Annotated in this window: 21 protein-coding genes; 5 read left to right on the forward strand and 16 right to left on the reverse strand. The window is 72.4% G+C overall.

Features of this window, described 5'->3' with window-relative positions:
• Window positions 1–107 precede the first annotated feature (107 nt).
• The 13 genes from ACH4K1_RS17125 to ACH4K1_RS17185 all read right to left on the reverse strand — a co-directional run bounded on the left by ACH4K1_RS17125 (window position 108) and on the right by ACH4K1_RS17185 (window position 13,565).
• Window positions 108–1,154, reverse strand: coding sequence for a glycoside hydrolase family 6 protein (locus ACH4K1_RS17125; RefSeq protein WP_398090256.1), 1,047 nt, complete (start codon window positions 1,152–1,154; stop codon window positions 108–110).
• A 241-nt stretch (window positions 1,155–1,395) separates the two neighbouring features.
• On the reverse strand, window positions 1,396–2,133 hold the full coding sequence (locus ACH4K1_RS17130; RefSeq protein ID WP_398090124.1) for a class F sortase: 738 nt from the start codon (window positions 2,131–2,133) through the stop codon (window positions 1,396–1,398).
• A gap of 1 nt (window position 2,134) precedes the next feature.
• Window positions 2,135–2,701 (reverse strand): hypothetical protein, encoded by a 567-nt coding sequence (locus tag ACH4K1_RS17135; RefSeq protein WP_398090125.1) that lies wholly within the window; start codon window positions 2,699–2,701, stop codon window positions 2,135–2,137.
• Window positions 2,702–2,860: 159 nt separating this feature from the next.
• Entirely contained in the window at window positions 2,861–3,694 is an 834-nt protein-coding gene (locus ACH4K1_RS17140) for an HAD-IIA family hydrolase (protein ID WP_398090126.1), read from the reverse strand.
• A 74-nt stretch (window positions 3,695–3,768) separates the two neighbouring features.
• Entirely contained in the window at window positions 3,769–5,307 is a 1,539-nt protein-coding gene (locus ACH4K1_RS17145; protein ID WP_398090127.1) for an alkaline phosphatase family protein, read from the reverse strand.
• 135 nt (window positions 5,308–5,442) lie between these two features.
• Complete coding sequence (locus tag ACH4K1_RS17150) at window positions 5,443–6,498, reverse strand: 2-aminoethylphosphonate ABC transporter substrate-binding protein (RefSeq protein WP_398090128.1); 1,056 nt, start codon at window positions 6,496–6,498, stop codon at window positions 5,443–5,445.
• A gap of 29 nt (window positions 6,499–6,527) precedes the next feature.
• Window positions 6,528–7,325, reverse strand: coding sequence for an ABC transporter permease (locus ACH4K1_RS17155; RefSeq protein ID WP_398090129.1), 798 nt, complete (start codon window positions 7,323–7,325; stop codon window positions 6,528–6,530).
• On the reverse strand, window positions 7,312–8,211 hold the full coding sequence (locus ACH4K1_RS17160) for a 2-aminoethylphosphonate ABC transporter permease subunit (RefSeq protein ID WP_398090130.1): 900 nt from the start codon (window positions 8,209–8,211) through the stop codon (window positions 7,312–7,314). The genes ACH4K1_RS17155 and ACH4K1_RS17160 overlap by 14 nt, the downstream gene beginning before the upstream one ends.
• Window positions 8,208–9,428 (reverse strand): ABC transporter ATP-binding protein, encoded by a 1,221-nt coding sequence (locus tag ACH4K1_RS17165; RefSeq protein ID WP_398090131.1) that lies wholly within the window; start codon window positions 9,426–9,428, stop codon window positions 8,208–8,210. Before ACH4K1_RS17165 ends, ACH4K1_RS17160 begins: the two co-directional genes overlap by 4 nt.
• A complete protein-coding gene (locus tag ACH4K1_RS17170) occupies window positions 9,425–10,138 on the reverse strand; it encodes a phosphonatase-like hydrolase (RefSeq protein ID WP_398090132.1) in 714 nt (237 codons plus the stop codon). The genes ACH4K1_RS17165 and ACH4K1_RS17170 overlap by 4 nt, the downstream gene beginning before the upstream one ends.
• A 5-nt stretch (window positions 10,139–10,143) precedes the next feature.
• On the reverse strand, window positions 10,144–11,268 hold the full coding sequence (locus ACH4K1_RS17175) for a TIGR03364 family FAD-dependent oxidoreductase (protein WP_398090133.1): 1,125 nt from the start codon (window positions 11,266–11,268) through the stop codon (window positions 10,144–10,146).
• A 152-nt stretch (window positions 11,269–11,420) separates the two neighbouring features.
• On the reverse strand, window positions 11,421–12,191 hold the full coding sequence (locus ACH4K1_RS17180) for a GntR family transcriptional regulator (protein ID WP_398090134.1): 771 nt from the start codon (window positions 12,189–12,191) through the stop codon (window positions 11,421–11,423).
• 81 nt (window positions 12,192–12,272) lie between these two features.
• Complete coding sequence (locus ACH4K1_RS17185; RefSeq protein ID WP_398090135.1) at window positions 12,273–13,565, reverse strand: LPXTG cell wall anchor domain-containing protein; 1,293 nt, start codon at window positions 13,563–13,565, stop codon at window positions 12,273–12,275.
• Between the two features lie 398 nt (window positions 13,566–13,963).
• On the opposite strand from ACH4K1_RS17185, the gene ACH4K1_RS17190 reads away from it, so the two are divergent.
• Window positions 13,964–15,124, forward strand: a complete 1,161-nt coding sequence (locus ACH4K1_RS17190; protein ID WP_398090136.1) for an ABC transporter substrate-binding protein — start codon at window positions 13,964–13,966, stop codon at window positions 15,122–15,124.
• 14 nt (window positions 15,125–15,138) lie between these two features.
• Here the strand turns inward: ACH4K1_RS17190 and ACH4K1_RS17195 are convergent, their stop codons facing one another.
• Window positions 15,139–16,152, reverse strand: a complete 1,014-nt coding sequence (locus ACH4K1_RS17195; RefSeq protein ID WP_398090137.1) for a hypothetical protein — start codon at window positions 16,150–16,152, stop codon at window positions 15,139–15,141.
• Complete coding sequence (locus ACH4K1_RS17200; RefSeq protein ID WP_098890888.1) at window positions 16,145–16,750, reverse strand: RNA polymerase sigma factor; 606 nt, start codon at window positions 16,748–16,750, stop codon at window positions 16,145–16,147. Before ACH4K1_RS17200 ends, ACH4K1_RS17195 begins: the two co-directional genes overlap by 8 nt.
• Before the next feature lie 145 nt (window positions 16,751–16,895).
• Here ACH4K1_RS17200 and ACH4K1_RS17205 point away from each other — a divergent pair, with 145 nt between their 5' ends.
• On the forward strand, window positions 16,896–18,062 hold the full coding sequence (locus ACH4K1_RS17205) for a hypothetical protein (protein ID WP_398090138.1): 1,167 nt from the start codon (window positions 16,896–16,898) through the stop codon (window positions 18,060–18,062).
• Window positions 18,063–19,308: 1,246 nt separating this feature from the next.
• Complete coding sequence (locus tag ACH4K1_RS17210; RefSeq protein ID WP_398090139.1) at window positions 19,309–19,701, forward strand: hypothetical protein; 393 nt, start codon at window positions 19,309–19,311, stop codon at window positions 19,699–19,701.
• A 79-nt stretch (window positions 19,702–19,780) separates the two neighbouring features.
• Here the strand turns inward: ACH4K1_RS17210 and ACH4K1_RS17215 are convergent, their stop codons facing one another.
• Window positions 19,781–21,031 carry an ROK family protein gene (locus tag ACH4K1_RS17215; RefSeq protein WP_398090140.1) on the reverse strand — a complete coding sequence of 417 codons (1,251 nt, stop codon included), beginning with the start codon at window positions 21,029–21,031 and terminating at the stop codon, window positions 19,781–19,783.
• 177 nt (window positions 21,032–21,208) lie between these two features.
• Here ACH4K1_RS17215 and ACH4K1_RS17220 point away from each other — a divergent pair, with 177 nt between their 5' ends.
• Both ACH4K1_RS17220 and ACH4K1_RS17225 read left to right on the forward strand, forming a co-directional pair.
• Complete coding sequence (locus ACH4K1_RS17220) at window positions 21,209–22,357, forward strand: Gfo/Idh/MocA family oxidoreductase (protein WP_398090141.1); 1,149 nt, start codon at window positions 21,209–21,211, stop codon at window positions 22,355–22,357.
• A complete protein-coding gene (locus tag ACH4K1_RS17225; protein ID WP_398090142.1) occupies window positions 22,354–22,839 on the forward strand; it encodes a heme-degrading domain-containing protein in 486 nt (161 codons plus the stop codon). The genes ACH4K1_RS17220 and ACH4K1_RS17225 overlap by 4 nt, the downstream gene beginning before the upstream one ends.
• Window positions 22,840–22,847: the final 8 nt, after the last annotated feature.

A 22,847-nucleotide genomic window follows, 5' to 3' on the forward strand; every position in this document is an offset into this window, starting at 1 on the left:
GCGTGCCGCGTGGAGCACGTACGCACCCGGCGGAGGCCGCGTCCCGCAGGAGGTGTCCCTGCGGGACGCGGCCTTCGCCGTGCGGGGGCTGCTTCGTGGTGCGGGGGCTACTTCGTGGCGCGGGCCAGGCCCAGCGCGTACTCCGGCCACCACTCGCCGGCCTTCGGCCCGCCCTTGCAGTCGCCGTCCGACTCGCCGGGGCGCTTGATCCACAGGTAGGCGTCGACCAGCTCGTCGCCGGTCCGGGTGGTGGGGGCCTCGCCCAACGCGCGGCCGGGCGGGTTGCACCAGCTCTCGGCGGGGTCGCCGCCCGTGTAGGGGCCGTTGCCGTTGCGGCTGGTGTCGATGACGAAGGGCTTGCCGCCGATCTTCTGCGACAGCTTCTTGCCGAACTCCGTGGAGACGGCCGTCGTCTGGAAGTTGGAGACGTTGAGCGAGAAGCCGTCCGCCTCGGCGATCCCGGCGCGCTGGAGCGGCTGGTACAACGCGTCGGGCGACTGCCAGCCGGCGTTCCCCGCGTCCAGGTAGACCTTGGTGGCGGGCTGCTGCTTCAGCCGCTGGATCGCGCCCTTGAGCAGGTCGTAGCGCTCCTCGTGGAACTCCTGGGGGGTGCAGCCGTCGACCAGGTGGAGCAGGGCGTCCGGCTCCAGGATCACGGTGGCGGCGCGGTCCCCGATGCCCTTGGCGACGCTGTCCAGCCAGGCGCGGTAGGCGTCGCCGTCGGAGGCGCCGCCCTTGGAGAACTGGCCGCAGTCGCGGTGCGGGACGTTGTAGAGGACCAGCAGAGCCTCCCGGTCGGCGGCGGTGGCCGCCTCGGTGACGCCCTTGACCTCGTTCTCGGGGTTGTCCGGGCCGATCCACTCGCCGACCGGCTGCCGGGCGATCTTCCGGATCAGCTCGGCGTTCTCGTCGTCGCCGTCCTTCGTGTACGCCTCGACCTGGCGGGCCGCGTTGCCGTCGGGGTTGACCCAGTACGGGTCCTGGTCCTTGGGCTGCTGGCCGATGGCCGGGGCGCTCTTCCGGTCGCCGCCGTCCCCGTCGCCGGAGCATCCCGCCAGCAGGAGGACCGCCCCGAGCGCCGCCGCCGTACCGGCCGCCCGCAGGGCCGCCGCGCGCCCGCGCGTCCGGGGCCGACCGGTGTCACCGCTGTACATCCACTCCCCCTCGGGCGTGCTGCCTGCACTGTTCCTCATCGGTCGCACCGCTGTGCTGCCGGTCCGCTCCATCCTGGCACAGCGGCCGGGCGCCCCCGCCCCGCACCGGCCTCCCGTGCCGCGCCGGGCCGCTCCCGCGGCCGGGCGCGCGGTCGAGGACCGGCCCGGCGGGCGCGCCCCCGGGGAGGCGGCCGGCCGGGCCGGGTGGGACGTGCCGGGCGGTACGAGGACGGCGGGGGCCTCAGGTGCGGCCGGTGGCGGCCGCGGCCTGGGCGCGCTCACCGCCGTCCCGGTCGCCGTCCCCGCCGCCTCGCGCGTCCTGCGCGCCGGTGAGGTAGGCGGAGACGACCACGTTCGCCGTGTACGAGCGGGTGGCCGGGTCGTACTTCCCGCCGCAGGTGATCAGCCGCAGCTCGGCCCGGCCCTCCTGGCGGGGCCCGTACACCTTCTGCGCGTCGAACCGTTCGCGGGTGACGAGCCGGACGTCGTCCACGGTGAACTCGGCGACGCTTCCGTCCGCCCGGGCGACCTCGATCCGGGCGCCCGGCTTCACCGCGCTGAGCCCGTAGAAGACCGCCGGTTCGGTGTCGGTGTCGACGTGGCCGACGAAGAGGGCCGTCCCCTTCGCGCCGGGCTGGGTGCCGTCGCCGTACCAGCCGGCGGTCCTCGGCATGCCGTACGGGGGCGGGTCGACGGCCCCGTCCCCGTCGAGGCCGCGTGCGACGACGGGGGCCGCGATCCCCACGGAGGGGACCTCCACGCGTTCGGGGGCCGACCCGTCGAGCGGGTCGTGGGCCGGGGGCAGCGAGGCGCCGAAGGGACGGCCGACCGCGGCCACGTCCCCGGTGGTGGGGCCGGACAGTCCGCCGAACCCGCCGCCGGCCTCCTTGCCCCAGAGCCACAGGCCGAGCAGCAGCACGGCCCAGGTCACTCCGGTGAGCAGTCGCCCGTTGCCTGCCGGGCGGTCCGGGGCGCTCATCTCAGCTGCCGGCCGGGGTGCGGCGCCGGCGCGAGGTGCGCAGGGCGACGGCGACGGCCGCGACGGCGGCGAGCACCAGGCCGGTCACCGCGTGCCGGACGCCGGGGCCCTGCTCGTCGGCGGAGCGTTCGGCGAGGGTGGCGGCGCCTCCGCCGCCCGCCTTGACGGGTGCGGCGGGCGAGGGCCGGTGGTGGTGGACGACGGTGAGGGCGCCGGTGGCCCGGCCGCCGCTGTCCTCGCACGTCACCCAGACGTCGTAGGAGCGGGGTTCGGCGTCGGACCGGATGCGGGCCCGGGCGAAGAGGCCCTTGTCGTCGGCGGGCCGGAAGTGGGCGACCGAGGCGAAGGCGTCGGAGTTGCCCTTGGCGCGGCGGCCCCTGCCGCAGGCGTCGGTCCAGAGCTCCACCTCCGCGCCCGGGGCGGTGGTGGACGGGGTGATCGAGACGGTGCCGGTGCGCCGGTCGTCCTCCCCGGCCGGGGCGGCCGGGGAAGCCAGGGCGACGGGTGCGGGGACGGCTATGAGCACGGCCGCCGCCACCGCACAGAACGTGATGGGTGTGGAACGCATCGTGAACCTCCTACGGGAAGGTTCGGCTCTGCGGCGGCGGGCCGCATCCGCAGTCCTCCATTCGGGCGACACGGGGTCGTCCCCTCGGGCGGCTACGGAGGCGATCCTCGCAGGTCAGGTCAGGTCAGGTCAGGTCAGGTCAGGTCAGGGCCGACCGGGTCAGGCGCGGTCCGCCGCCCCCGACTGCTCCCCCCGGTCCACCTGGTCCGGGAGGTCGATGAGGTCGACCAGGTCCGCGATGGACTCCACGACGTGGGACGGGCCGAAGGGGTAGCGGTCGATGTCCGCGACGGTGGTGAGCCCGGTGAGGACCAGGAAGGTCTGCATCCCCGCCTCCAGCCCCGCCAGCACGTCGGTGTCCATCCGGTCGCCGATCATCGCGCTGGTCTCGGAGTGCGCGCCGATGGCGTTGAGCCCGGTCCGCATCATCAGCGGGTTGGGCTTGCCCGCGAAGTACGGGTCCTTGCCGGTGGCCTTGGTGATGAGGGCGGCGACCGAGCCGGTGGCGGGCAGCGGGCCCTCGGCGGAGGGGCCGGTCTCGTCGGGGTTGGTGCAGATGAAGCGGGCGCCGGCGTTGATCAGCCGGATCGCCTTGGTCAGCGCCTCGAAGCTGTACGTCCGGGTCTCCCCGAGCACCACGTAGTCCGGGTCGTGGTCGGTGAGGACGTACCCGATGTCGTGCAGGGCGGTGGTGAGGCCGGCCTCCCCGATGACGTACGCCGTGCCGCCGGGGCGCTGGTCGTCCAGGAACTGGGCGGTGGCGAGCGCGGAGGTCCAGATGTTCTCCACGGGCACGTCCAGGCCCATGCGCTTGAGCCGCGCGTGCAGGTCGCGCGCGGTGTAGATGGAGTTGTTGGTGAGGACGAGGAAGGGCAGCCCGGAATCCCGCAGCCGCTTGATGAAGGCGTCGGCGCCGGGGATGGGGGTGCCCTCGTGGATGAGGACGCCGTCCATGTCGGTCAGCCAGGAAGTGATGGGCTTGCGCTCTGCCATGTGTCGGGACTCCTGCCGTACGCACTGCGTGCTGGGGGTGCCCGGACCACGCCGTCCCGGCACCCCCAGCATAATTAGGCCGTGGTGATCTTGACCCCGTCGATCGCCCAGTACCAGTTGTTGCTGCCGGTGTAGTGGAAGCGGAAGCTCACGTTGGCCGCTCCGGACGGCACGTCCAGGGTCAGCGCCTGCGGCTGGGAGACCACGTCGGCGGTGTACCGCTTCACCTCGACGGGCGTCCCGCCGTTCCAGGAGGCGAGGACGCGGGCGCTCTGGCTGCCCTCCTGCCGGTAGTGGGTGGTGAAGCCGAGGGTCACGGTGGCCTTGCCGGAGACGGCGTACGCCGGGGTGACGAGCGTGGAGTCGTACGGGCCGGAGGACGCCTTGTCGGCCCACTCGTCGGAGTCCGCCACGGCGAAGATCCCGCGCGAGCGGACGTTCAGCTCGCGGGACTGGTCGCGCTGGCTGCGGCTCCAGAACTCGTCGGTGGCGAAGGACCAGCCGCGCCACTCGGCCACGCCCCCGGTGCCCATCGCGGAGTTGACGACGGACCAGCCGCTGGGCGCGGTGCGGGTCCAGCCGAGGACCCCGGCCGGGATGCCGGTCTCGTCGGTGCGGCCGGCGAGCGCCGGGTACAGGGTCTCGAACGGGTCGGCGGAGCGTTCCTGGACCGGCTTGCCGTCCAGCCCCCAGGCGGGGTCGGGGACGATGCCGAGCTGGTGGAAGACGGTGGCGGCGACGTCCACGAGCCGGGTGTCGGTGGGGCGGGCGCCGGCCGCGATGCCGGGGCCCTGGGCGAGGACGAAGGTGCGGCGCTCCTCGATGGCGCTGCCGCCGTGGCCGCCGGAGTCGGTGTGGCCGTGGTCGGTGGTGACGATGACGGTCCACCGCTCGGTGGCGTAGGAGGGGCGGGCCTCGATGGCGGCGAGGAGGCGGCCGAGGTGGCCGTCCTGGACGGCGATCGCCCGGCGGTAGGCGGCACTGGCCGCCCCGGAGTCGTGGCCGGCGATGTCGGTCTGGCCGAAGTAGACGAAGAGCACGTCCGGGTTCTGGTTCCGGAGGACCGACTCCGTCTCGGCGGCGATGGTCGCGTCGTGGCCGGTGTAGCCGTCGCGGTCGCCGTCGAGGACGAGCTTGGCGTCGGCGCCCGCGGTGACGGTGCCGTGGGTGTCCAGGGGTTTCCAGTCGACGGCGGCGTAGGTGGAGAGCTGGGGGCGGACCTGGGCGAGCCGGGCGAGGAGGCCGGGGTACTGCGCGTAGTTCTTCCCGGCGAAGGAGTTCTCCCTGACGCCGTGCTTGTCGGGCCAGACGCCGGTGGAGACGGTCGACCACCCGGGGCCGGAGGAGGTGGCGGCCATCGGGTTCGCGTACAGCAGCGAGGTGCCGTACGTCCCGGCGGCCATCATCGCCTTGAGGTGCGGGGCGTCGGCGGCGGCGATGACGTCGTGGCGCAGCCCGTCCATCCCGACGACGAGCACCTTGTCCTTGCTGGTGCCCTCCGGGAGGGCGGGAGCGGCGGCGGCCGGGGAGGCGGTGGCGAGCGGGGCGACGGCGGCGGCCGTGGCGGCGGCGGTGGCGGCGAGGACGGAGCGTCGGGACGGGGACCGGGACACGTGTTCCTCCAGGGAGAGGGGGCGGGTCGATCGGGGCCGGACGTGAACGTGGTGCTGGACCGGACCCGTTACCTTCGCGAGATATCCGGGCCGGGTCCAGACCTTGGCAGGGATCCGTGGCGGAGAGGTGGCCGGTCAGCTTCCGGTGGCCGACTTCCAGGCGTCGACGTACGTGTCGAGGTTGGCGCCGATCTCCGACCAGTCGGGCTCGAAGATCTCCACGCCCTCCATCAGCGCGGCCAGTTCGACGGCGTTGGCGTCGGTGGCCTCGATGTCCTTGCGGGCGGCGAACCCGCCGCCGACCGCGCTGACGTCGCGCTGGGCCTGCTCGGAGAGCATGAAGTCGAGCAGCTTCTTGCCGTTCTCGCTGTGCGGGGCCTTCGCGACGAGCCCTGCCGCGTACGGGAGGGCGAAGCTGGTGGGCTTGCCGTCGCCCTTGGCGGGGAACCAGATGCCGAGGTGGGGCATGTCCTTGGACTGGGCGAAGTTCATCTGGACGTCCCCGTTGGCGACGAGGAGTTCGCCCTTGTCGACCTTGGGGGCGAGCTTGCCGGTGGAGGCGGAGGGGCCGACGTTGTTGGCCTGGAGCTTCTTCAGGTACGCCATGGCCGGCTCCTGCCCGCCGAAGTCGTGCATGGCCTTGATGAGGACGGCGGTCCCGTCGCCCGCGACGCCGGGCGTGGAGTACTGGATCTTCTCCTTGTACGCGGGGTCGAGCAGCTCCTCCCAGGTGCGGGGCGGGGTCTTCAGCTCCTTGGTGTTGTGGATGAAGCCGAAGTAGTTGTTGACGACGGAGGTCCACTTGCCGTCGGCCGCGCGGTCGGCGCCGTCGACCTGGTCGGCGCCCTTCGGCTCGTACGCGGTCAGCAGGCCCTTGGCGTCGGCCTGCTGGATGAAGGGCGGCAGGGTGACGAGGACGTCGGCCTGGGTGTTGGACTTCTCCCGGGCGGCGCGCTGGACCATCTCGCCGGAGCCGCCCTCGACGTACTTCACCTCGATGCCGGTCTTCTTCTCGAAGTCCTTGAAGACCTTGTCGTACCAGCCGTCGCCGTTCTCGCCCTTGAGGCCGTCGGCGCTGTAGACGGTGACGGACTTCGCGTCGGAGGCGGAGGAGGAGCCGCCGCAGGCGGTGAGGGTGAGGGCGGCGCAGGCGGCCAGGGGCAGGGCGAGGGTGCGGGCGGGGATGCGCATGAGGGTTCTCCAGTGAACGGGAGGCGGGGTCAGCGGTAGGAGGCGCGGGTCCGGATGCGGGAGACGGCGGCGAGGACCAGGAGCGTCGTCGCCATCAGGACCACGGCGAGGGCGGCGCCGGTGAAGAGGGAGCCCCGGTCGGTGGCGGCGAAGATGTGCACCGGCAGCGGGGTCCAGTCCGGCGGGTAGAGCATCATCGTGGCGCTCAGCTCCCCCATGGACAGGGCGAAGCAGAGCCCGGCGGCGGAGGTGAGCGAGGGCAGCAGCAGCGGCAGCTTCACCCGCCACAGGACCCGGGCCGGGCTCGCGCCGAGGCCGGCGGCGGCCTGCTCGTACACCGGGTCGAGGCGGCGCACGGCGGCGGAGACCGACTGGTAGGCGAAGGCGGTGACCAGGACGGTGTGGGCGAGGATCACGATCCACCGCGTCCCGTTGAGCAGGACGGGCGGCCGGCTGTAGGCGACCAGCACCGCGAGGCCGACGACCACCGAGGGCACGGCGACCGGCAGGATGAACAGGGCGTCCAGGAGCCGCTTTCCGCGCGTGCGGAGGGAGGCGGCGGCGAGGGCCGCCCAGCCGCCGAGGGCGAGGGCCAGCACGCTCGCGGCGACGGCCGTGACCAGGCTGGTGGTCAGGGCTTGGAGCGAGTCGCCGCTCGTCGCGGCGGCGTAGCGCTCGGCGGTGGGGCCGGAGGGGAAAGCCCCGGACCAGTGGGTGGCGAAGGACGCGGCGAGGATGACGAGCAGGGGCACCGCGAACAGGGGGACGAAGAGGAGCAGGAAGACGGCCCAGGTGGCCCACTTCCCGGCCCGGCTATGCACCAGCACGACGGCTCACCACCCGGTAGAGGCTGTAGAGGCCCACGGAGATCGCGATGTTGACGACGGCGACGACGCAGGCGGCGGCGTAGTCCGACTCCAGGATCGCCTTGCTGTAGACGAGCATCGGCAGCGTCGTGACGCCCTTCGCCCCGGTGAACAGGACGATCCCGAACTCGTTGAGGCACATCACCAGGACGAGGCTGCCGCCCGCCGCCAGGGCCGGAAGCGCCTCGGGCAGGATCACCCGCCGGATGATCCGGCCGGGCCCGGCGCCCAGCGAGGAGGCCACCTCCAGCTGCGCGGTCTCCAGTTGGGAGAACGCGGCGAGCAGGGGCCGCATCACGAACGGCGTGAAGTAGGTGATCTCGGCGAGCAGGACGCCCCAGGGGGTGGTCAGGAAGTGGAAGGGCCCCTCGGCCGCCCCGGTGGCTCCGGTCCAGAGCCCGTTGGCCATCCCGACGGAGCCGTAGACGAACAGCAGGGCGAGGGTGATGAGGAAGGACGGGAAGGAGAGGAACACGTCGACGAACCGGGCGACCGCCTTCCCGCCCGGGAACGGCACGAACGCGATGACCAGCGCGAGGACGAAGCCGAGGACGAGGCAGCCGGCCGTCGAGCCGAGGGCCAGCCACACGGTGGTGGTGAGCGCGGAGCGGAAGGCGGCGGAGGCGAAGACCTCGGCGTACGGGTCGAGGGAGGCGCCGCCCTCGTCCGGGGTGAAGGACTGCTGGACGACGAGGGCCAGCGGGTAGAGGAAGGCGAGCGCGAGCACGGCGACGGGCGGCAGCGCCCAGACCCAGGCGGGGACGGAGCGGGACCGGCGGGGGGCCGGTGCGGCGGCGGGGGCCGGGGCGGCGGAGGCCCGGGGGGCGGCGGTCGGGGCGGTGGTCACGGGCCCACCCCCGCGGTTCCGTCGGCCCCCGTCGCTCCGGCCGCCCCGGCGGGGAGCAGCACCGCGTCCTCGGCCGCGAAGTGCAGGGTGACCGGCTCGCCGAGGGCCGGGGGGTCGCGCAGTTCGCGGAGGTCGGCCATGACGGGGTGGCCTTCGACGTCGGCGTGGACGCGGTGGGTGGAGCCGCGCCACTGGACCTCGGTGACGGTGCCGGTGAGCGCGTTGGGCCCGGCGCCGAGGCCGACCAGGTGCGGCCGGACGCAGAGCGTGGCGGTGGCCCCCGGGGCGGCGGCGCCGGTGGGCACGGCGAGGGGGCGGCGGCCGAGTTCGACGGCCCCTTCGCCGGTCACGGTGACCGGGAGCAGGTTGGCGTTGCCGACGAACGAGGCGGTGAACTCCGTACGCGGCCGGCGGTACAGCTCCCGGGGGGTGCCGCAGTCCTGGAGCCGGGCCCGGTCCATGACCGCGATCCGGTCGGCCAGAGTCAGCGCCTCCACCTGGTCGTGGGTGACGTAGAGGATCGACACGTCGGGCAACTCGCGGTGCAACCGCGCCAGTTCGGCGAGCATTCCGGAGCGGAGCCGGGCGTCGAGCGCGGAGAGGGGTTCGTCCAGGAGCAGCACGCCGGGGCGGATGGCGAGCACCCGGGCGATGGCGACGCGCTGCTGCTGGCCGCCGGAGAGTTGGCGCGGGTGGCGGTCGGCGTACGCGGCCATGCCGACGAGTTCCAGGGCCTCGGCGACCCGGCCGGGGATCTCGGCCTTCGGGGTGCGGTGGGCCTTGAGCCCGAAGGCCACGTTGTCCTTGACCTTGAGGTGCGGGAAGAGGGCGTAGCTCTGGACGACCATGCCGATGCCGCGCCGGTGCGGGGGCAGGGCGGTGACGTCCCGGCCGCCGAGGAAGACCCGCCCCGAGGCGGGCCGGACGAACCCGGCGACGGCGCGCAGGGCGGTGGTCTTGCCCGAACCGGAGGGACCGAGGAGGGCCATCACCTCGCCGGGTTCGACGGTGAGGTCGAGCCGGTCGAGGACGGTGTTCCCGCCGTAGGCGACGGTGACGCCGTCGAAGCGGATGCCGCTGGGGGTGGCGGCTTCTCGGCCGGACCGGCCGGACCGGCCGGACGCGGGAGCGGCGGTGGCGGCCTCGCTCCCCCGGGCGGGGGCGGCGGTCCTGGCCGGGCCGGCGGGAGCGGCGGCGGCCCCGGTCGCGCCGCTCATGCCTCGGCCCGGGCGATGAGGTCGGGCAGTTCGGCGACGGAGCCGAGGACGTGGGTCGCACCGTGCCGGGTCAGCCGCTCCCGGTCGTGGGCCCCGGTGAGGACTCCGGCGACGATCCCGGCGCCGGAGCGCACGCCGCTGAGCATGTCGTACGAGGTGTCACCGGCCACCGCGATCCGCCGGACGTCGTCCACGGCGGCGGTTCGCAGGAAGGCCGCCAGCACCATGTCCGGATAAGGGCGCCCCCGACCGCCCGCGTCGGCGGGGCAGAGGGTGAGGGGGACGAGGTCCTGCCAGCCGAGGGCGGCGAGGATGGCGTCCTGGGTGACGCGGGCGAAGCCGGTGGTCAGGACGACGGTGCGGCCTTCGGCGGTGAGCCGTTCGACGGCCTCGCGGGCGCCGGGGAGCGGGGCGATGCGGCCGCCGTCGACGAGTTCGCCGTACGCCTCCTCGAAAGCGGTGTTGGCGTACCGGGCCTGGTCCTCGGTGGCGAACAGGTGCCGGAACACGGAGATCTTGGACTCGCCCATGGTGGCCCGCACATAGGCGAGTTGACGTGCGTGCTCCTCCGATCCGGGCTGCACGCCGAGGCGTCGGGCGGCGGCCGAGAACGCCTGCTCGACGAGGCCGCCGTCGGCGACGGTGGTCCCGGCCATGTCGAGGACGACGAGGCCGAAGGGGTGGTCGGTGGTCGGTGTCGCTGAAGTCATGGTGGTCACCAGCCCAGGTGGTCGGCGGTCGTTTCGGCGATGGCGGGCGAGCAGGTCATGCCGCGCCCGCCGGGCCCGGTGACGAGCCAGACCCCTTCGCGCACCTGCTGCCGGTGGACGACGCGCGAGGTGTCGGTGCACTGGGCGTAGACGCCGGCCCAGCGGTGGCGGATGCGCGGCAGCGGCCGGCCGAGGAAGGCCTCGACGACCCGCGTGAGGTGCTCGTACGGCTCCTCGACGGTGTCGAAGGCGAAGGGGTGCTCGTACTCGTGGGTGTCCCCGATGGTCAACCCGCCGTCCCGCCGCTGCACCATGAGGAGTTGCATGCGGTGTTCGGCGGCCACCGGGTCCTGCGGCTGCCCGGCGTCGAGGGCGTCGAGCGCCGCGCTCCGGTAGGCGGGGTAGTAGCGGAAGCTGTCGGCGTCGGCGACCGAGGTGGTGAGGGGTTCGCCGAGCGGGTCGGTCTGCATCATCTGGAGGCGGACGCGGCGGACGGGCAGTTCGGGCCCGGCGAGTTCGCGCACCAGACCGCCGAGCCAGGCGCCGGTCGCGAGGATCACGGCGTCGCCGGTGTGGACGTCGCCGTGGTCGTCGCGCACCGAGGCGGTCCCGACGACCTCGCGCACCTCACGGCCGCCGAGGAAGGTGTACTTCCCCGAGGCCAGCAGGTGGTCCTTGAGGGCGAGCTGGGCGGTGCGCGGCTCGACCGCCGCGTCCCGCTCGCACCACAGGGCGGCGGTGAACGCGCCGCGCAGGGCCGGGTTGACCGCCCGCGCCTCCTCGGCGGTCAACAGCTTGTAGCCGCGCGCCGCCGCGTCGGGCCGGGCGACGGCCGCCTCGGCGACGGCGACCTCGTACGCGGTGCGCAGCGGAGTCAGCGAGCCGCACGGCCGGAAGCCGAGGCCGGGCACCCGCTCCCCGATGGCCTCCCACAGCTCACGGGCGCGCAGGGCGGTTTCCAGCTCCTCGCCACCGGCCCGGCCGCTGACCCATATCTGTCCGAAATTGCGGAGCGATGCCCCGCGCGCCTCGCTCTCGCGCTCGATCTGTACGACCTCGTGGCCGCGGCTGACTGCGTGCCAGGCGTGCATGGTTCCCACCACGCCGGCTCCTACGACGATGACTCTCACACCGGCCACGCTCCTCGGGGCGGGTGTCCCGGACACGTCCGGTCACCGACGGGACGGTGAACGGCCCCGCAAGTTTGGACCAGACCCGTTACCCTTCCGTGACCTTAAAGGCTGCCGAAAGGGTCGGACGGCCGGAGGAGGGTGCGGTCCGTTCAGCGCCGCCCGTCGCCCCGCAGATGGGCGGAAAAGGAGAAGCGGTCGCCCCGGAACAGGGTCCGCACGCGCTCCAGCGGCCGGCCGTCCGCGTCTCGGGAGAGCCGGTGGATGAGGAGCATCGGCAGCGCGGGCGGAGTGCCGATGAGGAGGGCTTCGCGGGGGGTCGCGAGCACGGTCTCGATCCGCTCGTCCGCGTCGCCGAAGGCGATCTGGAGCCGGTCGCGGAGGTAGGCGTAGAAGGAGGAGTCCGGGTCGAACTCCGTGTCCAGGTCCGGGACGCGGGCGACGCCGACGTACGTGCTCTCCACCCCGACGCGCTCGTCGTCGGCGAGCAGCACCCGCTCCAGGTGCCAGACCGGCTCGCCCCGTTCGACCGCGATCTCGGCGGCCAGGGCCTCGGGGCAGGGGAAGCGGTCGAGGCCGATGAGGTGGCGGCCGGGCCGCCTGCCCTGGCGGCGGACGCCCTCGGTGTAGCTGGCGAGCGAGAGCGGCTGCTCCAGCTTGGGCCCGGCGACGACGGTGCCGCGCCCCTGCCGGCGCAGCCGCCCTTCGAGGAGGAGTTCGCGCAGCGCCTGGCGGACGGTCTCGCGCGAGACCTCGTGCCGGAGGGCCAACTCCCGTTCGGTGGGCAGGAGGCCGCCCTCCCCCAGCTCGTCCAGCAGCACCGCGATGCGGGCCTTGACCGCGTAGTACTTCGGGATACGGCCGTGCTCGGGGATGCCGGAGCGGATCGGTGCGCCAGGTGCCTGGTCGTTCGGGTAGTCCACCAGCCGATCGTGGCAGACGCGGGTGAACGGACCGGTACGGGAGGGCGATCCCCGGCCCTGCGGGCCGTCCGGCGCTTCCGGTCAGCCGGTGGTGCGGCGGGCCCGGCGGGCGTACAGCACCAGGCCGGCCCCGCCGATCAGGAGCGCCCCGGCGGCGGCCCCGGTCCACGCCGCCGACGCCGGGCCGGTCCGGGCGAGTTCGGGCAGCGGGCGGCCGAGCCCCTCGCGGAGCGGGTGGCCGGGGCGCTCCTCCCGGCCGTCGGGATCGGGGTCGGCGGGCGGGCGGGCGCCGGGGTCCGCGGACGGGGTCGCGTCCCGGCCGGTTCCCGGGTCGGTGCGGGCGCCGGTGCCCGGGCCGCTGCGGTCCGGGGCAGGGCTCTCGGGACGGTCGGGGCGGTCGGGGTGCTGCGGCGAGGGGCTCTCCGGCCGGCCGCTCCGCTGCGGCGAGGGGCTCTCCGGCCGCCCGCTCCGCTGCGGCGAGGCGTCGGGCCGGGGCGGTCGCTCCGTGCGGAGGGGCGCCGGCTCCCTGGTGCCGCCGGTGGCGCCGTCCGCGATGACGAAGGGGTACTCCCCCGAGTCCCCCACCCATTCGCCGTCCTCACGCCCACCACCCTTGGCCTTGTCCTGGTGGCGGCGCTGGACGACGGCGGCGTGGGCGGTGACCGGGCCGGGGGCGGCGTCCGGGGTGAAGGCCATGCGGACACGGACGGAGACGGTCTCCCCGGCAGGAACGGTGAACCCGAGGAACGGCTCGTCGGAGCGGTCGCCGTCCTCCTCGCCGCCGCTCTTCCCCTTGCCCGCTCCACCGTCGAAGACGCCGATGTGCTCGTCGCGGTCGGTGGTCTCCCAGGCGACCCGGTGCGCGGCTCCGCCCCGGCCCGGCCCGGAGAACTCCACCCGGATCTGTTCCGCCGTCAGCCGCCGGTCGCGGTCGGTGAGGACGAGGACCGGGTGCAGGGCCGGGCAGGTCGCGTCGGTGGTGTTGGTGAGGTCGAGGACCCAGGTCCCGTGGCCCCCTCCCGCCGTGTACCGGTCCGGAGCGTCCTGGATGCGGGCCGCGATGGGGAACTCCTTCGCGTCCGGGCGCCCGCAGCCGGGCTGCTCGTCGGCGGCGCCGGCGGCCGGTGGGGACGGGGCGGCTTCCGCGACGCCGACGCGGTCCGGGGCGCCGACGCGGTCCGGGGCGCCGACGGCTTCGACGGGGTCCGCGACCCCGGTGGCTTCCACGGACAGGGGGCCCGGCGTGGGCGTGCCCGGCAGGGCGGCGGCCTGGGAGCCGCCCAGGAGGGCGGCGGGCACCGTGATCCCGGCGGCCAGCCCGAGGGCGGCCACCGCACGGGCGTCGCGCAGCCGCACGGAGGGGGGAGGGGGCATCGGGGGTCACCCTTCACTGCTCTCGCGGACGGCCGGGGCGGGGGCTCCGGCGGTGACCTCCGAGGCCATCACGCGCGCGCGTTGCCAAAGAGTCGACATGCCGACTCAATTAATAGGATCACCCGACTGGCCCGTGGCGGGTATGGCATTATCCGGGCCAAGGGATCACAGGGTGAGGGCACCCTTCATCCAAGGACTGCTGGGGGAGGGAACGTGATCGGTAGCGCTTCGCGTGAAGCCGTCATCGACGCCATCGGCTCCCGTCTCACTCCGGCAAACTGACACTGCGGATGCTCACCCGCAGGATTCCCGCCCCTTACCGGCGCGTCGCCGTCCGTTCGGTGCTCGCCTTCACACTTCTGCTCGCCGGGTGCGGCGACAGACCTGGCGATCCCCCAGTGGACGTCACGGTCTGGATGTATCCGGTCATCACCGATCCCGTGGCGGATGCCGCCTACTGGGAGGGGATCGAGAAGAAGTTCCAGAGGGCCGCACCCGGCGTTCGGCTCAACGTCGAACGCATGCCGTGGGCGGACCGGGACGCGCGCATCGCCGAGGCCCTCGCGGACGAGGGCGGCCCGGACGCGATCCTTCTGATGCCGGACCAGATTCCCTTCTTCACCTCCCAGGGGGCACTCGTCCCGATCGAGGCAGCGTTGAAGGGGAACGTGGACAAGTTCCTCCCCACGGCTCGGGACGCGGTGACGGTGGGCGACCGGATTTACGGTGCCCCCATCTACCAGACCGTGACGACCACGATCTACAACAAGCGGCTGCTATCCGACGCAGGCGTCGTCACACCCCCCGCCACCTGGGAGGAGATCAAGGCTGCCGCGCCCAAACTTCGCGGCGAAGGCGTGGCCCTCCTCGACTACTCCACTTCCGACGACGCATCTCTGAACCTCAATTTCTACCCCCTGTTGTGGCAGGCCGGAGGTCGGGTCTTCGCCGAGGACGGAACACGGGTCGCTTTCAACGGGCCGGAGGGGGTCGAGGCTCTGACCTTCCTCACCGACCTCTACCAGCAGGGTTCGATCCCCTCGTCGGCGATGGACAACACCAACCGACTCGGCGGCCAGGCTCTCGGCAGACGACAGGCTGCCATGGGGTACTCCGTCGTACTGGCCGATGCCGAACTGGCCGCGCGTACCTGGGGCAGGGAGAACGTGCTGGTGGGAGGACCGCTCCAGGGTCCTGCCCGGGAAGCCGCATTCGGCGCCCCGGGCGCCCTCGCCGTCAGCGCGAAGTCCCGGCACCGGGCGGAAGCAACAAGTTTCCTCACCTTCATGATCCAACCGGAGCAGATTCGCTCTCTGGGGAAGGCGAGCGGCTACCTCTCGCCCCGCTCCGATGTCGTCGTACCCATCGACTCGCCGTACGCGAGGCAGTACCAGGCCGCGCTGGCCAGCGCCTCCGCCGGAGAGCCGCACACCGCGTCGCGCCGGGTGATGTCACTGCTCGCGCCCGAGATACGAGCGGCCATGACCGGCCGGAAGAGCCCGGTGGCAGCGTTGGACGCGGCGGCCGCGGCCGCCGACGAACTGCTGCGTTCCTTCTGAGCTCCGGCCCTCGGTCAAGGGCGTTCGCCCGCCCTGTCGACGATGGCCGTCGAAGCACGGGTGGCGGTGGCGAGGACTGCCCCCTTCGGCACGAACGGTCCTCCGGACGACTTGCCGCCGACGTAGTAGTCGAGCCCCGCCACGTATCGGACGCCGCGGTAGGCGAAGGACTCGGGATCGAGCAGGACCTGCATGCTGTTGCGTTCGTCGGAGTTGTCGCGGTGCGTGCCGTCCACCCCGATGGCGAGGACGTCCCGGCCAACCCCGTCGGTCACCCGAACCGGCTCGGTCGCCCCGGTCAGCCGCTCGATGACCTCGTACAGGGTCCGGGCCTTGCCCTCGGGGATGGCCGGGGCCGCGGAGAACACCCCCACCACTTCGGCGAAGTCCCGCTGGTCCTGAGTCAGACGGAGGGCGCCCGCGAAACGGGTCGGTGCGGACCGCGCGCGGATCAGGTCCAGGGCGGCAGCGGGGTCGGCCGGGAGCTGAGCCACCAGATCACGGGCGTCCTCGGGCGAGAGCATCTGCCAACCGGCCTGGTAGTCGCCCTCCCAGACGTCCACGTCGTCCGGTCGGCCCGTACTCTCGTCCGGCGTCGCCAGGGCGGAGCCGTCGTAGCGAATCCACCTGTCCTTGAGCTGCGGCGGCGCCGGGGCGGTGCCGCATGTCTGCGAGGCGGAACTCAGGTTGAAAGAGCCGACCTCGCTGTAGCCGTCGGTGCTGGCCCCGGCCCCGCATTGCCAGGTGTCCCAGCGCACCTCCTGGTACACCCAGGGCTGGGAGCGGGGTTCGGGCGCGGCAAGCGGCGCGTCCTCGTGCCGCAGGACCAGCGTCGACAGCACCGCGACCACCACGACCGAGGCGACCGCTCCGACCATGGCGAACCGGCCACGCGAGCGCCGCGCGGTCCGGGCCGGACCGGCCCGGGCGATCTCCGCCCGCATCCGGCGATGAATCGGGGCAAGGTCTGTGTCATCGAACATCGGCGCCTCGGACCGGAACCGCCGCACCTCGCCCATCTCATCCATGGCCGACCATCCCCGCGAAATCGTGTACGAGCCTGGGGTCCACGCCACCGAGCGCGAGGCGGACCTTTCTCCGCGCCCGGTTGAGACGGGACCGGACCGTGCCCACCGGAATGGACAGGGCTTCGGCGACCTCTTGGTAGTTGAGGTCCGCCCAGGCCACCAGCAACAGGACGTGCCGGTCTCCCGCCGACAGCTCGGCCAGCGCTCCGGCCAACGACGACTGGGCGGCCTGAGCCGTGAGACGGCTGTCACTGCGCTCGGTCCAGGCATCGGCGACGGGATCGTGCCCGGTGCGGGCCATCGCCCTGAGAGCCCGCACCTCGGCCCGGCGCTGCTTCCCGATGAGGTTGGCCGCTATCCCGTACAGCCACGGTTGGGCGTTCGGGCGCGAGAGGTCATAGCGGGACCGGACCCGGAAGGCACTCAGGAAGGTATCGGCGGTGATGTCCTCGGCCGCGTCCTCGCCCAACCGGCGGGCCACATAGCGGTGGATGGCGCCGACATGACGGTAGTACAGCTCGCCGAAGAGCTCGGGCTGGACCAGGGATTCGGCGATCACGCGGGCGTCGTCATCAGGTCTGCCGGGCGAGCCGTTCACGCGGATCTCCGAGTCTGTGGTGTGGGTACACCCGTCTTTACCCGGACGCCCCGATCGGGTTCACAGCTGCCGTGAACCCGATCGGGGCGTCCGGGTAAAGAGATGTGTCGAACAAGCACCCGACGGGTGCCCAGGGGTGGAGTTGATGGTGAGCAGCGTAGTGAAACGCGTGGTCATGAGATCGGCCGGTGCACTGGCGGCGGTCATGGCCCTCCTGGCCTCGGTGCTGGTCACCGCAGGACCGGTACAGGCCGCCGCCACACCTTTGCCCGGGGGCAAGGCGAACTGGGTCGTCTCCGTCGGCTACCTGGATCTGGCGACGAAGAACAACTACCGGAACTGGGCACGGCTCGGGTACTACGCCTTCCAGACCGACGGCACGGTGACCACGAACTACTGGACCTGGAACCAGCGGGACCAGGCCAAGCGGGTAAACGCCATGACAGCGAACTGCGGAGGAGACGTTCCGACCTGTCCGATCCGTACGGTCGACGGGTTCGCCGGCGATCCGATGGGCGGCTATCAGGGCACCTTCGCCTACACAGCCGACGGCCGGCTCGCCGTGACCTGGACCAGGACGGCCTCCGGGACCACGCTGGGGCAGCCGGTCACCGAATACTGGAACGTCACCACCGGGCTGGCGAACGGACGAGCGGCCCGCATCACCAGCCCCACCTTCTACGGCGCGTACGGCAACGACGTCACCATCCCGGCACCTGGGGTCTTCTCCGCCCACGCCAACTTCGGAGTCGGCTACGGCAGCAACGCCTCGCTGGGACGCGAGAGCCGGGCCACGATGGCTCAGCTCGTCAACGACCCGCGCTACAACGCGGAGCCCTACCGGGGCGCGTACGTCGTGGCCAAGGCGTCATCGTCCGTCCCCGCCACGCGAACGGGGATCGTGGGCCGGGAAGGAACCGGTGGGGCCTGGAGCTTCGGCGCTGCGTCGAATCCCTGGAAGCTGTGTGACGGCAGCCCCTGCATGGGCTGGCTCCAGCCCAATACCTCGTGCTCGAGCACCGACAAGGACCGGGTTCGCTACATCGGGGAGCTCGCCGGTGGCCGCCGGAACACAGAGGAGTACTGGTGCCAGTCCCTGGCCCAGGGCCAGCCGTGCTACGCGTACAACTCCCACCCCCGGCCGATGCTGCAGGTCATCGACGACGCCGGCGAATTTCAAGGCTGGGTCGGGGTGGAGGCATTCACTCACGTATCTACCAGAACCGGACTGCCAGACAGCAGCTGGATCGAGGGGTACTGGGGAATCTTCGACATGGTGTCAGCAACATTGCAGCCAGAACTGCCGAACTGAAAAGGACCAGCGAATACAGCCATACCTGCGAAAGATTGGTCAGCAACAGACAGGTCGCGCATTGTGCGCGCGTGACGCGTCAGTTGCTGAGCATAACTCTCGCCTGTCGATGAAAGTGAACGAGAACGGGAAATTCCCCTTGACACCAAATGCCCATCAACATCGGATAACAACGCCTCGGAAATGCCATAACCTTCCGGGCAATCCGTGATAGCAGACACGAGGAGTGGAACAATGAATAGACTCGTAAAATGTGCAGCCGTACTGGGCGCCACAACAGTGCTGTCGACGGGATTCTCAACATCGGCCTACGCCGCAGAGATAACGCCATTCAGAGTCTCTTACGGCAACAGCGTCGCGACGGGGAACTTGACCTGGCACAATCGATCGGTCAGCTTCAGCGGAAACAACCACGTGGCCAGTGGCTGCCGAAAGGTAAATTTCACCGCGTGGGCACCTGACGGCTCAATTACGGGTGGGTCGTCCAGCAAGCTGTGCGTGGGGATGGAGGCCGACGGGACTCGCCCATTTGCGGGGACCCTGGACTTCTCCAGCGTAGTGGGCGGCCCGGCGGAGGTCCTGGTGTCCTACTCGGTTTCAGAGGACGGCGGCTTCAGTTGGCAGACCAAGGACAGCGCCACGTGTTTTCGGAACTCCGGTTGCAGCTGACCCCAGGACCGAGTACCCGTCTAATGCCCCGCAGAAATCCCCTCGGGCCATGACAGCGACTCAACGCCATTCCGCTGGGATGCGGGCCAACTGCTCGAGGACAGCCCAGTCCGGGGGATTGAAGGAGGGGAGTGCCAGGCGGCTCCGTTCTCCGTCCAGTAACCGCGGTAGTTCCGGACACCCATAAGGCTGGTGTCGGACACATCCGAATCGTTTCCGCAGCACACACAGATGAGCGCTTGTCCGCAGACCCGGCAGGCGGATTCCTTCGTCCGGGCCGGGGGGACGGCCTCTCCTGAGGGCATGGAGCCGCCTTTCATCCCTGTCACCGCTCTCGCTGGCTTGCCCCTTGAGGTAGCCCTCTAGTGCAGGCACCTGTCGGGGTTGAATTCGCATGGGTTGGTGGGGCTCTTAGGAATCGACCGGCTCATCGTCTTGAGAAGTGGATGCGACGAGGCGGCGCGGCGATTCCCGCACACGTGCGGGCCGATCGTCCAGTTGAGCAAGGCAGAAAATCGCCTGCGAGCTGCGAGTGCGCCACACGTGATGATCAATCAAATCAACTCGGAGGTACTTCATGCGAAAGATGCTCAGCGGTACGGGAGTCCTGGCCACCACGGCTGCACTTCTTCTGACTGCTACAGGAACGGCCACAGCCGCTCCTGTGAGTTGGAGCATGCCAGGCGGTCAGGGCAGCAGTTACGGTAGCTTCGAGTTCTATAACCGATCTGTTGGCGTGACGGGGCGCGTGGAGTCCCACATCAGCGGTTGCATTCAGGCCGTGTTCCAGACCTCCCCCGGGAGCGCCTACGAGACCAGAACCGCCTGCAACAATCACACCACAGGGTTCAACTTCACCTTGGAAGCGGACTTCCCCGGCGGCGCAGCCAGTGCCACTGTCACTATCGTGCGAATCAACGACAACGGAACGGTAAACTGGCTCGGTTCCAGGACCGTGAACCGCCCCTGACTGCAATTTGAGCATGAGGAAACCGCTTCGATGTGTGCTCCTCTTGCTTGTGCAGTCGGTGTGCGCTCCCGAAGCCTTTTCAGTCGGTAGAGAGCCGTTCCACCCGGGCGTCCACTCCCCCATCCTGGAGAGTTGGGAGGTGGGCCCGTTCTCGTACAGGTCCCGACGAGAACGGGCCCACACGTTCCGGCTCGGAGCAGTCACCCCCCGCCCCCACCCGCCCGAACACCGGCGCCAGCACCAGTTGGGCCGCGCCCTCCGCGACCGGCCGGTCACCGCCCCGGGCGACCGTGACGGTCACACCCGCGCCCGCCCCGCCCCGGGCCGCCCGCTCCTCGATCACGGCCCGGACGCCCCGTACGTACGCGTCCTCGTCGGCGGCCACCGTCCGGCCGCCCAGGACCACGCGGTCGATGTCGAGCAGGCCGACCAGGTTCGCCGCGCCCGCCCCCAGGATCCGGGCGGCCTCGGCCCGGTCGCCGCGCGCCTCGGCGGCCAGGCACAGCGCCTCGACGCAGCCGCGTCCGCCGCAGCCGCAGAGCGGGCCGTCGAGCTGGAGGGTCTGGTGGCCGAACTCGCCCGCCCCCGTCCGCGCCCCCCGGTGCACCCGGCCGCCGAGCACCAGGCCGGCGCCGAGCCCCGTACCGAGGTGGAGGTAGGCGAAGTCACCGTCGCCCGCACCCTCCGGGGCCAGGGCCAGCGCGAGGGCGGCCGCGTTGGTGTCCTTGTCCAGGACGACCGGGAGGCCGGTGCGCTCGGCGAGGGCGGCGCGCAGCGGATAACCGTCCCATTGCGGGAACCCGGTGACCCGGCGCAGGACGCCGTCCCGGTGGTCCAGCGGGCCGGGAACGGCGACGCCCAGGCCCAGCACCGGCTTGTGCGGTTCGGCCGCGCACAGGTCCCGTACCGCGTCGGCCGCGTCCGCGAGGACCCGGTCCGCCGGGGCGCCGAGATCGAGGGGCGCGCGGGTGACCGCGACCGGCCGGCCCGCGAGGTCGGCCAGGACGGCGGTGAGCCCGTCGCGGTCCAGGTGCAGGCCGACGGCGAACTGCGCGTCGGGGACCAGCCTCAGCACGGTGCGCGGCTTGCCGCCGGTGGACGGGCGCCGCCCCGCCCCGACGGCCAGCCCGTCCTCCCGCAGCCGGGCGGTGATCTTGCTGACGGCCTGCGGGGTGAGGCCGGTGCCCTCGGCGAGCTCCAGCCGGCTGATGCCCTCCGCCCCGGCCGCCCGCAGCAGGTCCAGGACCAGCGCGGCGTTGTGGTGGCGCAGGGCCGGCAGGTTCACCCCGGCCCGGGGCCCCGCCCCCGACCCCGCCCGGTTCCCGTGCACGCCCCGACCCTGTCCCACGACCACGCCCCGCTCCCGTCCACGCCCCGCTCCAGCACACGACCACGAACCGCCCCGTTCACACCCCGCCCCCGCCCCACCTCCACGATCCGCGCCTGTTCACGGGCCCATTGTGCCGGTCGCTTGCACTTCGGCAACAGCGTTGCTTAAGTGGAACGCATGACCCCCAACGCCTCCGGCGCCCCCGGCACGCCCGACGCCCCGGGCGCCCCCCTCCGCGTCGCCCTCGTCGGCTACGGCCTGGCCGGCTCCGTCTTCCACGCACCGCTGATCTCCGCGACCGAGGGGCTGACCCTCGACACGGTCGTGACGTCGAACGAGGAGCGCAGGGCCGAGGCCCGCGCCGCGTACCCGGACGTGCGGTTCGCCGCCTCGCCGGACGAGCTGTGGGAGCGCGCCGACGAGCTGGACCTCGTCGTCGTCGCCACCCCGAACAAGACGCACGTCCCGCTGGCGACGGCCGCGCTGAAGGCAGGGCTGCCGGTGGTCGTGGACAAGCCGGTCGCCGGGACGGCGGCCGAGGCGCGCGGGCTGGCGGCCCTCGCGGAGGAGCGCGGGCTGCTGCTCTCGGTCTTCCAGAACCGCCGCTGGGACAACGACTTCCGCACCCTGGCCGGCCTGATCCACGACGGGGAGCTGGGCGAGGTGCAGCGCTTCGAGTCCCGCTTCGAGCGCTGGCGTCCGCGGCCGAAGGGCGGCTGGCGCGAGTCGGGCGACCCGGAGGAGATCGGCGGTCTGCTGTACGACCTGGGCAGCCATGTCGTGGACCAGGCGCTGGTGCTGTTCGGCCCGGCGGTGCGGGTGTACGCGGAGTCCGACGTACGACGCCCCGGCGCGGCGGCGGACGACGACACGTTCATCGCGATCACCCACGCGAACGGGGTCCGCTCGCACCTGTACGTCAGCGCCACCACGGCGCAGCTCGGCCCGCGCTTCCGGGTGCTGGGCTCGAAGGCGGGCTACGTGAAGTACGGCCTGGACCCACAGGAGGCGGCCCTGCGCGAGGGGCTGCGCCCGGTGGCCGGCGATCCGTGGGGCGAGGAGCCGGAGGAGTCGTGGGGCCGCCTCGGCTCCGGCGAGTCCCCGCTGTCCGGGGGCGGCGCCCCGGTCCGTACGCTGCCCGGCGACTACCCCGCCTACTACGCGGCCGTCGCCTCCGCCGTACGCGGCGCCGGCGACAACCCGGTCACCGCGCTCCAGGCCGCCGCCGCGCTGGACGTCCTGGAGGCCGCGCGCCGCTCGGCCCGCGAGGGCGTCACCGTCACCCTGCCCGGCACGCCGGCCGACGAGGAGCACCCCGTCCGATGACCACCGCCTCCCCCACCATCGCCGAGCTGATCGCCCAGGAGCGGCGGCTCGTCCTTCCCCACTTCTCGTACGACGACGCGTTCGCGCTCGGCAGCCTGCTGGTCCGGTTGGCGCGCGAGCGGCACGCGCCGGTCGCCATCGACATCCGGCGCGGTGCGCAGCAGCTGTTCCACGCGGCGCTGCCCGGCTCCAGCGCGGACAACGACGCGTGGATCGACCGCAAGCGCAGGGTCGTCGAGCGGTACGGCGAGAGTTCGTACCTGGTGGGCAGCCGGTTCCGGGCGAAGGGCACGACGTTCGAGGAGTCCTCGCGGCTGGACCCGGACACCTACGCGGCGCACGGCGGTTCGTTCCCGGTCGCGGTCGCGGGGGCGGGCGTGATCGGCGCGGTCACGGTCTCCGGGCTGCCGCAGGCCGAGGACCACGCACTGGTGGTCGAGGCGCTGGAGCAGTTCACGGCGGGGGCGGGCGCGGGGGCCTGACGGACGTG

The sequence above is a fragment of the Streptomyces sp. NPDC017448 genome (assembly GCF_044330565.1).
GTDB lineage: Bacteria > Actinomycetota > Actinomycetes > Streptomycetales > Streptomycetaceae > Streptomyces.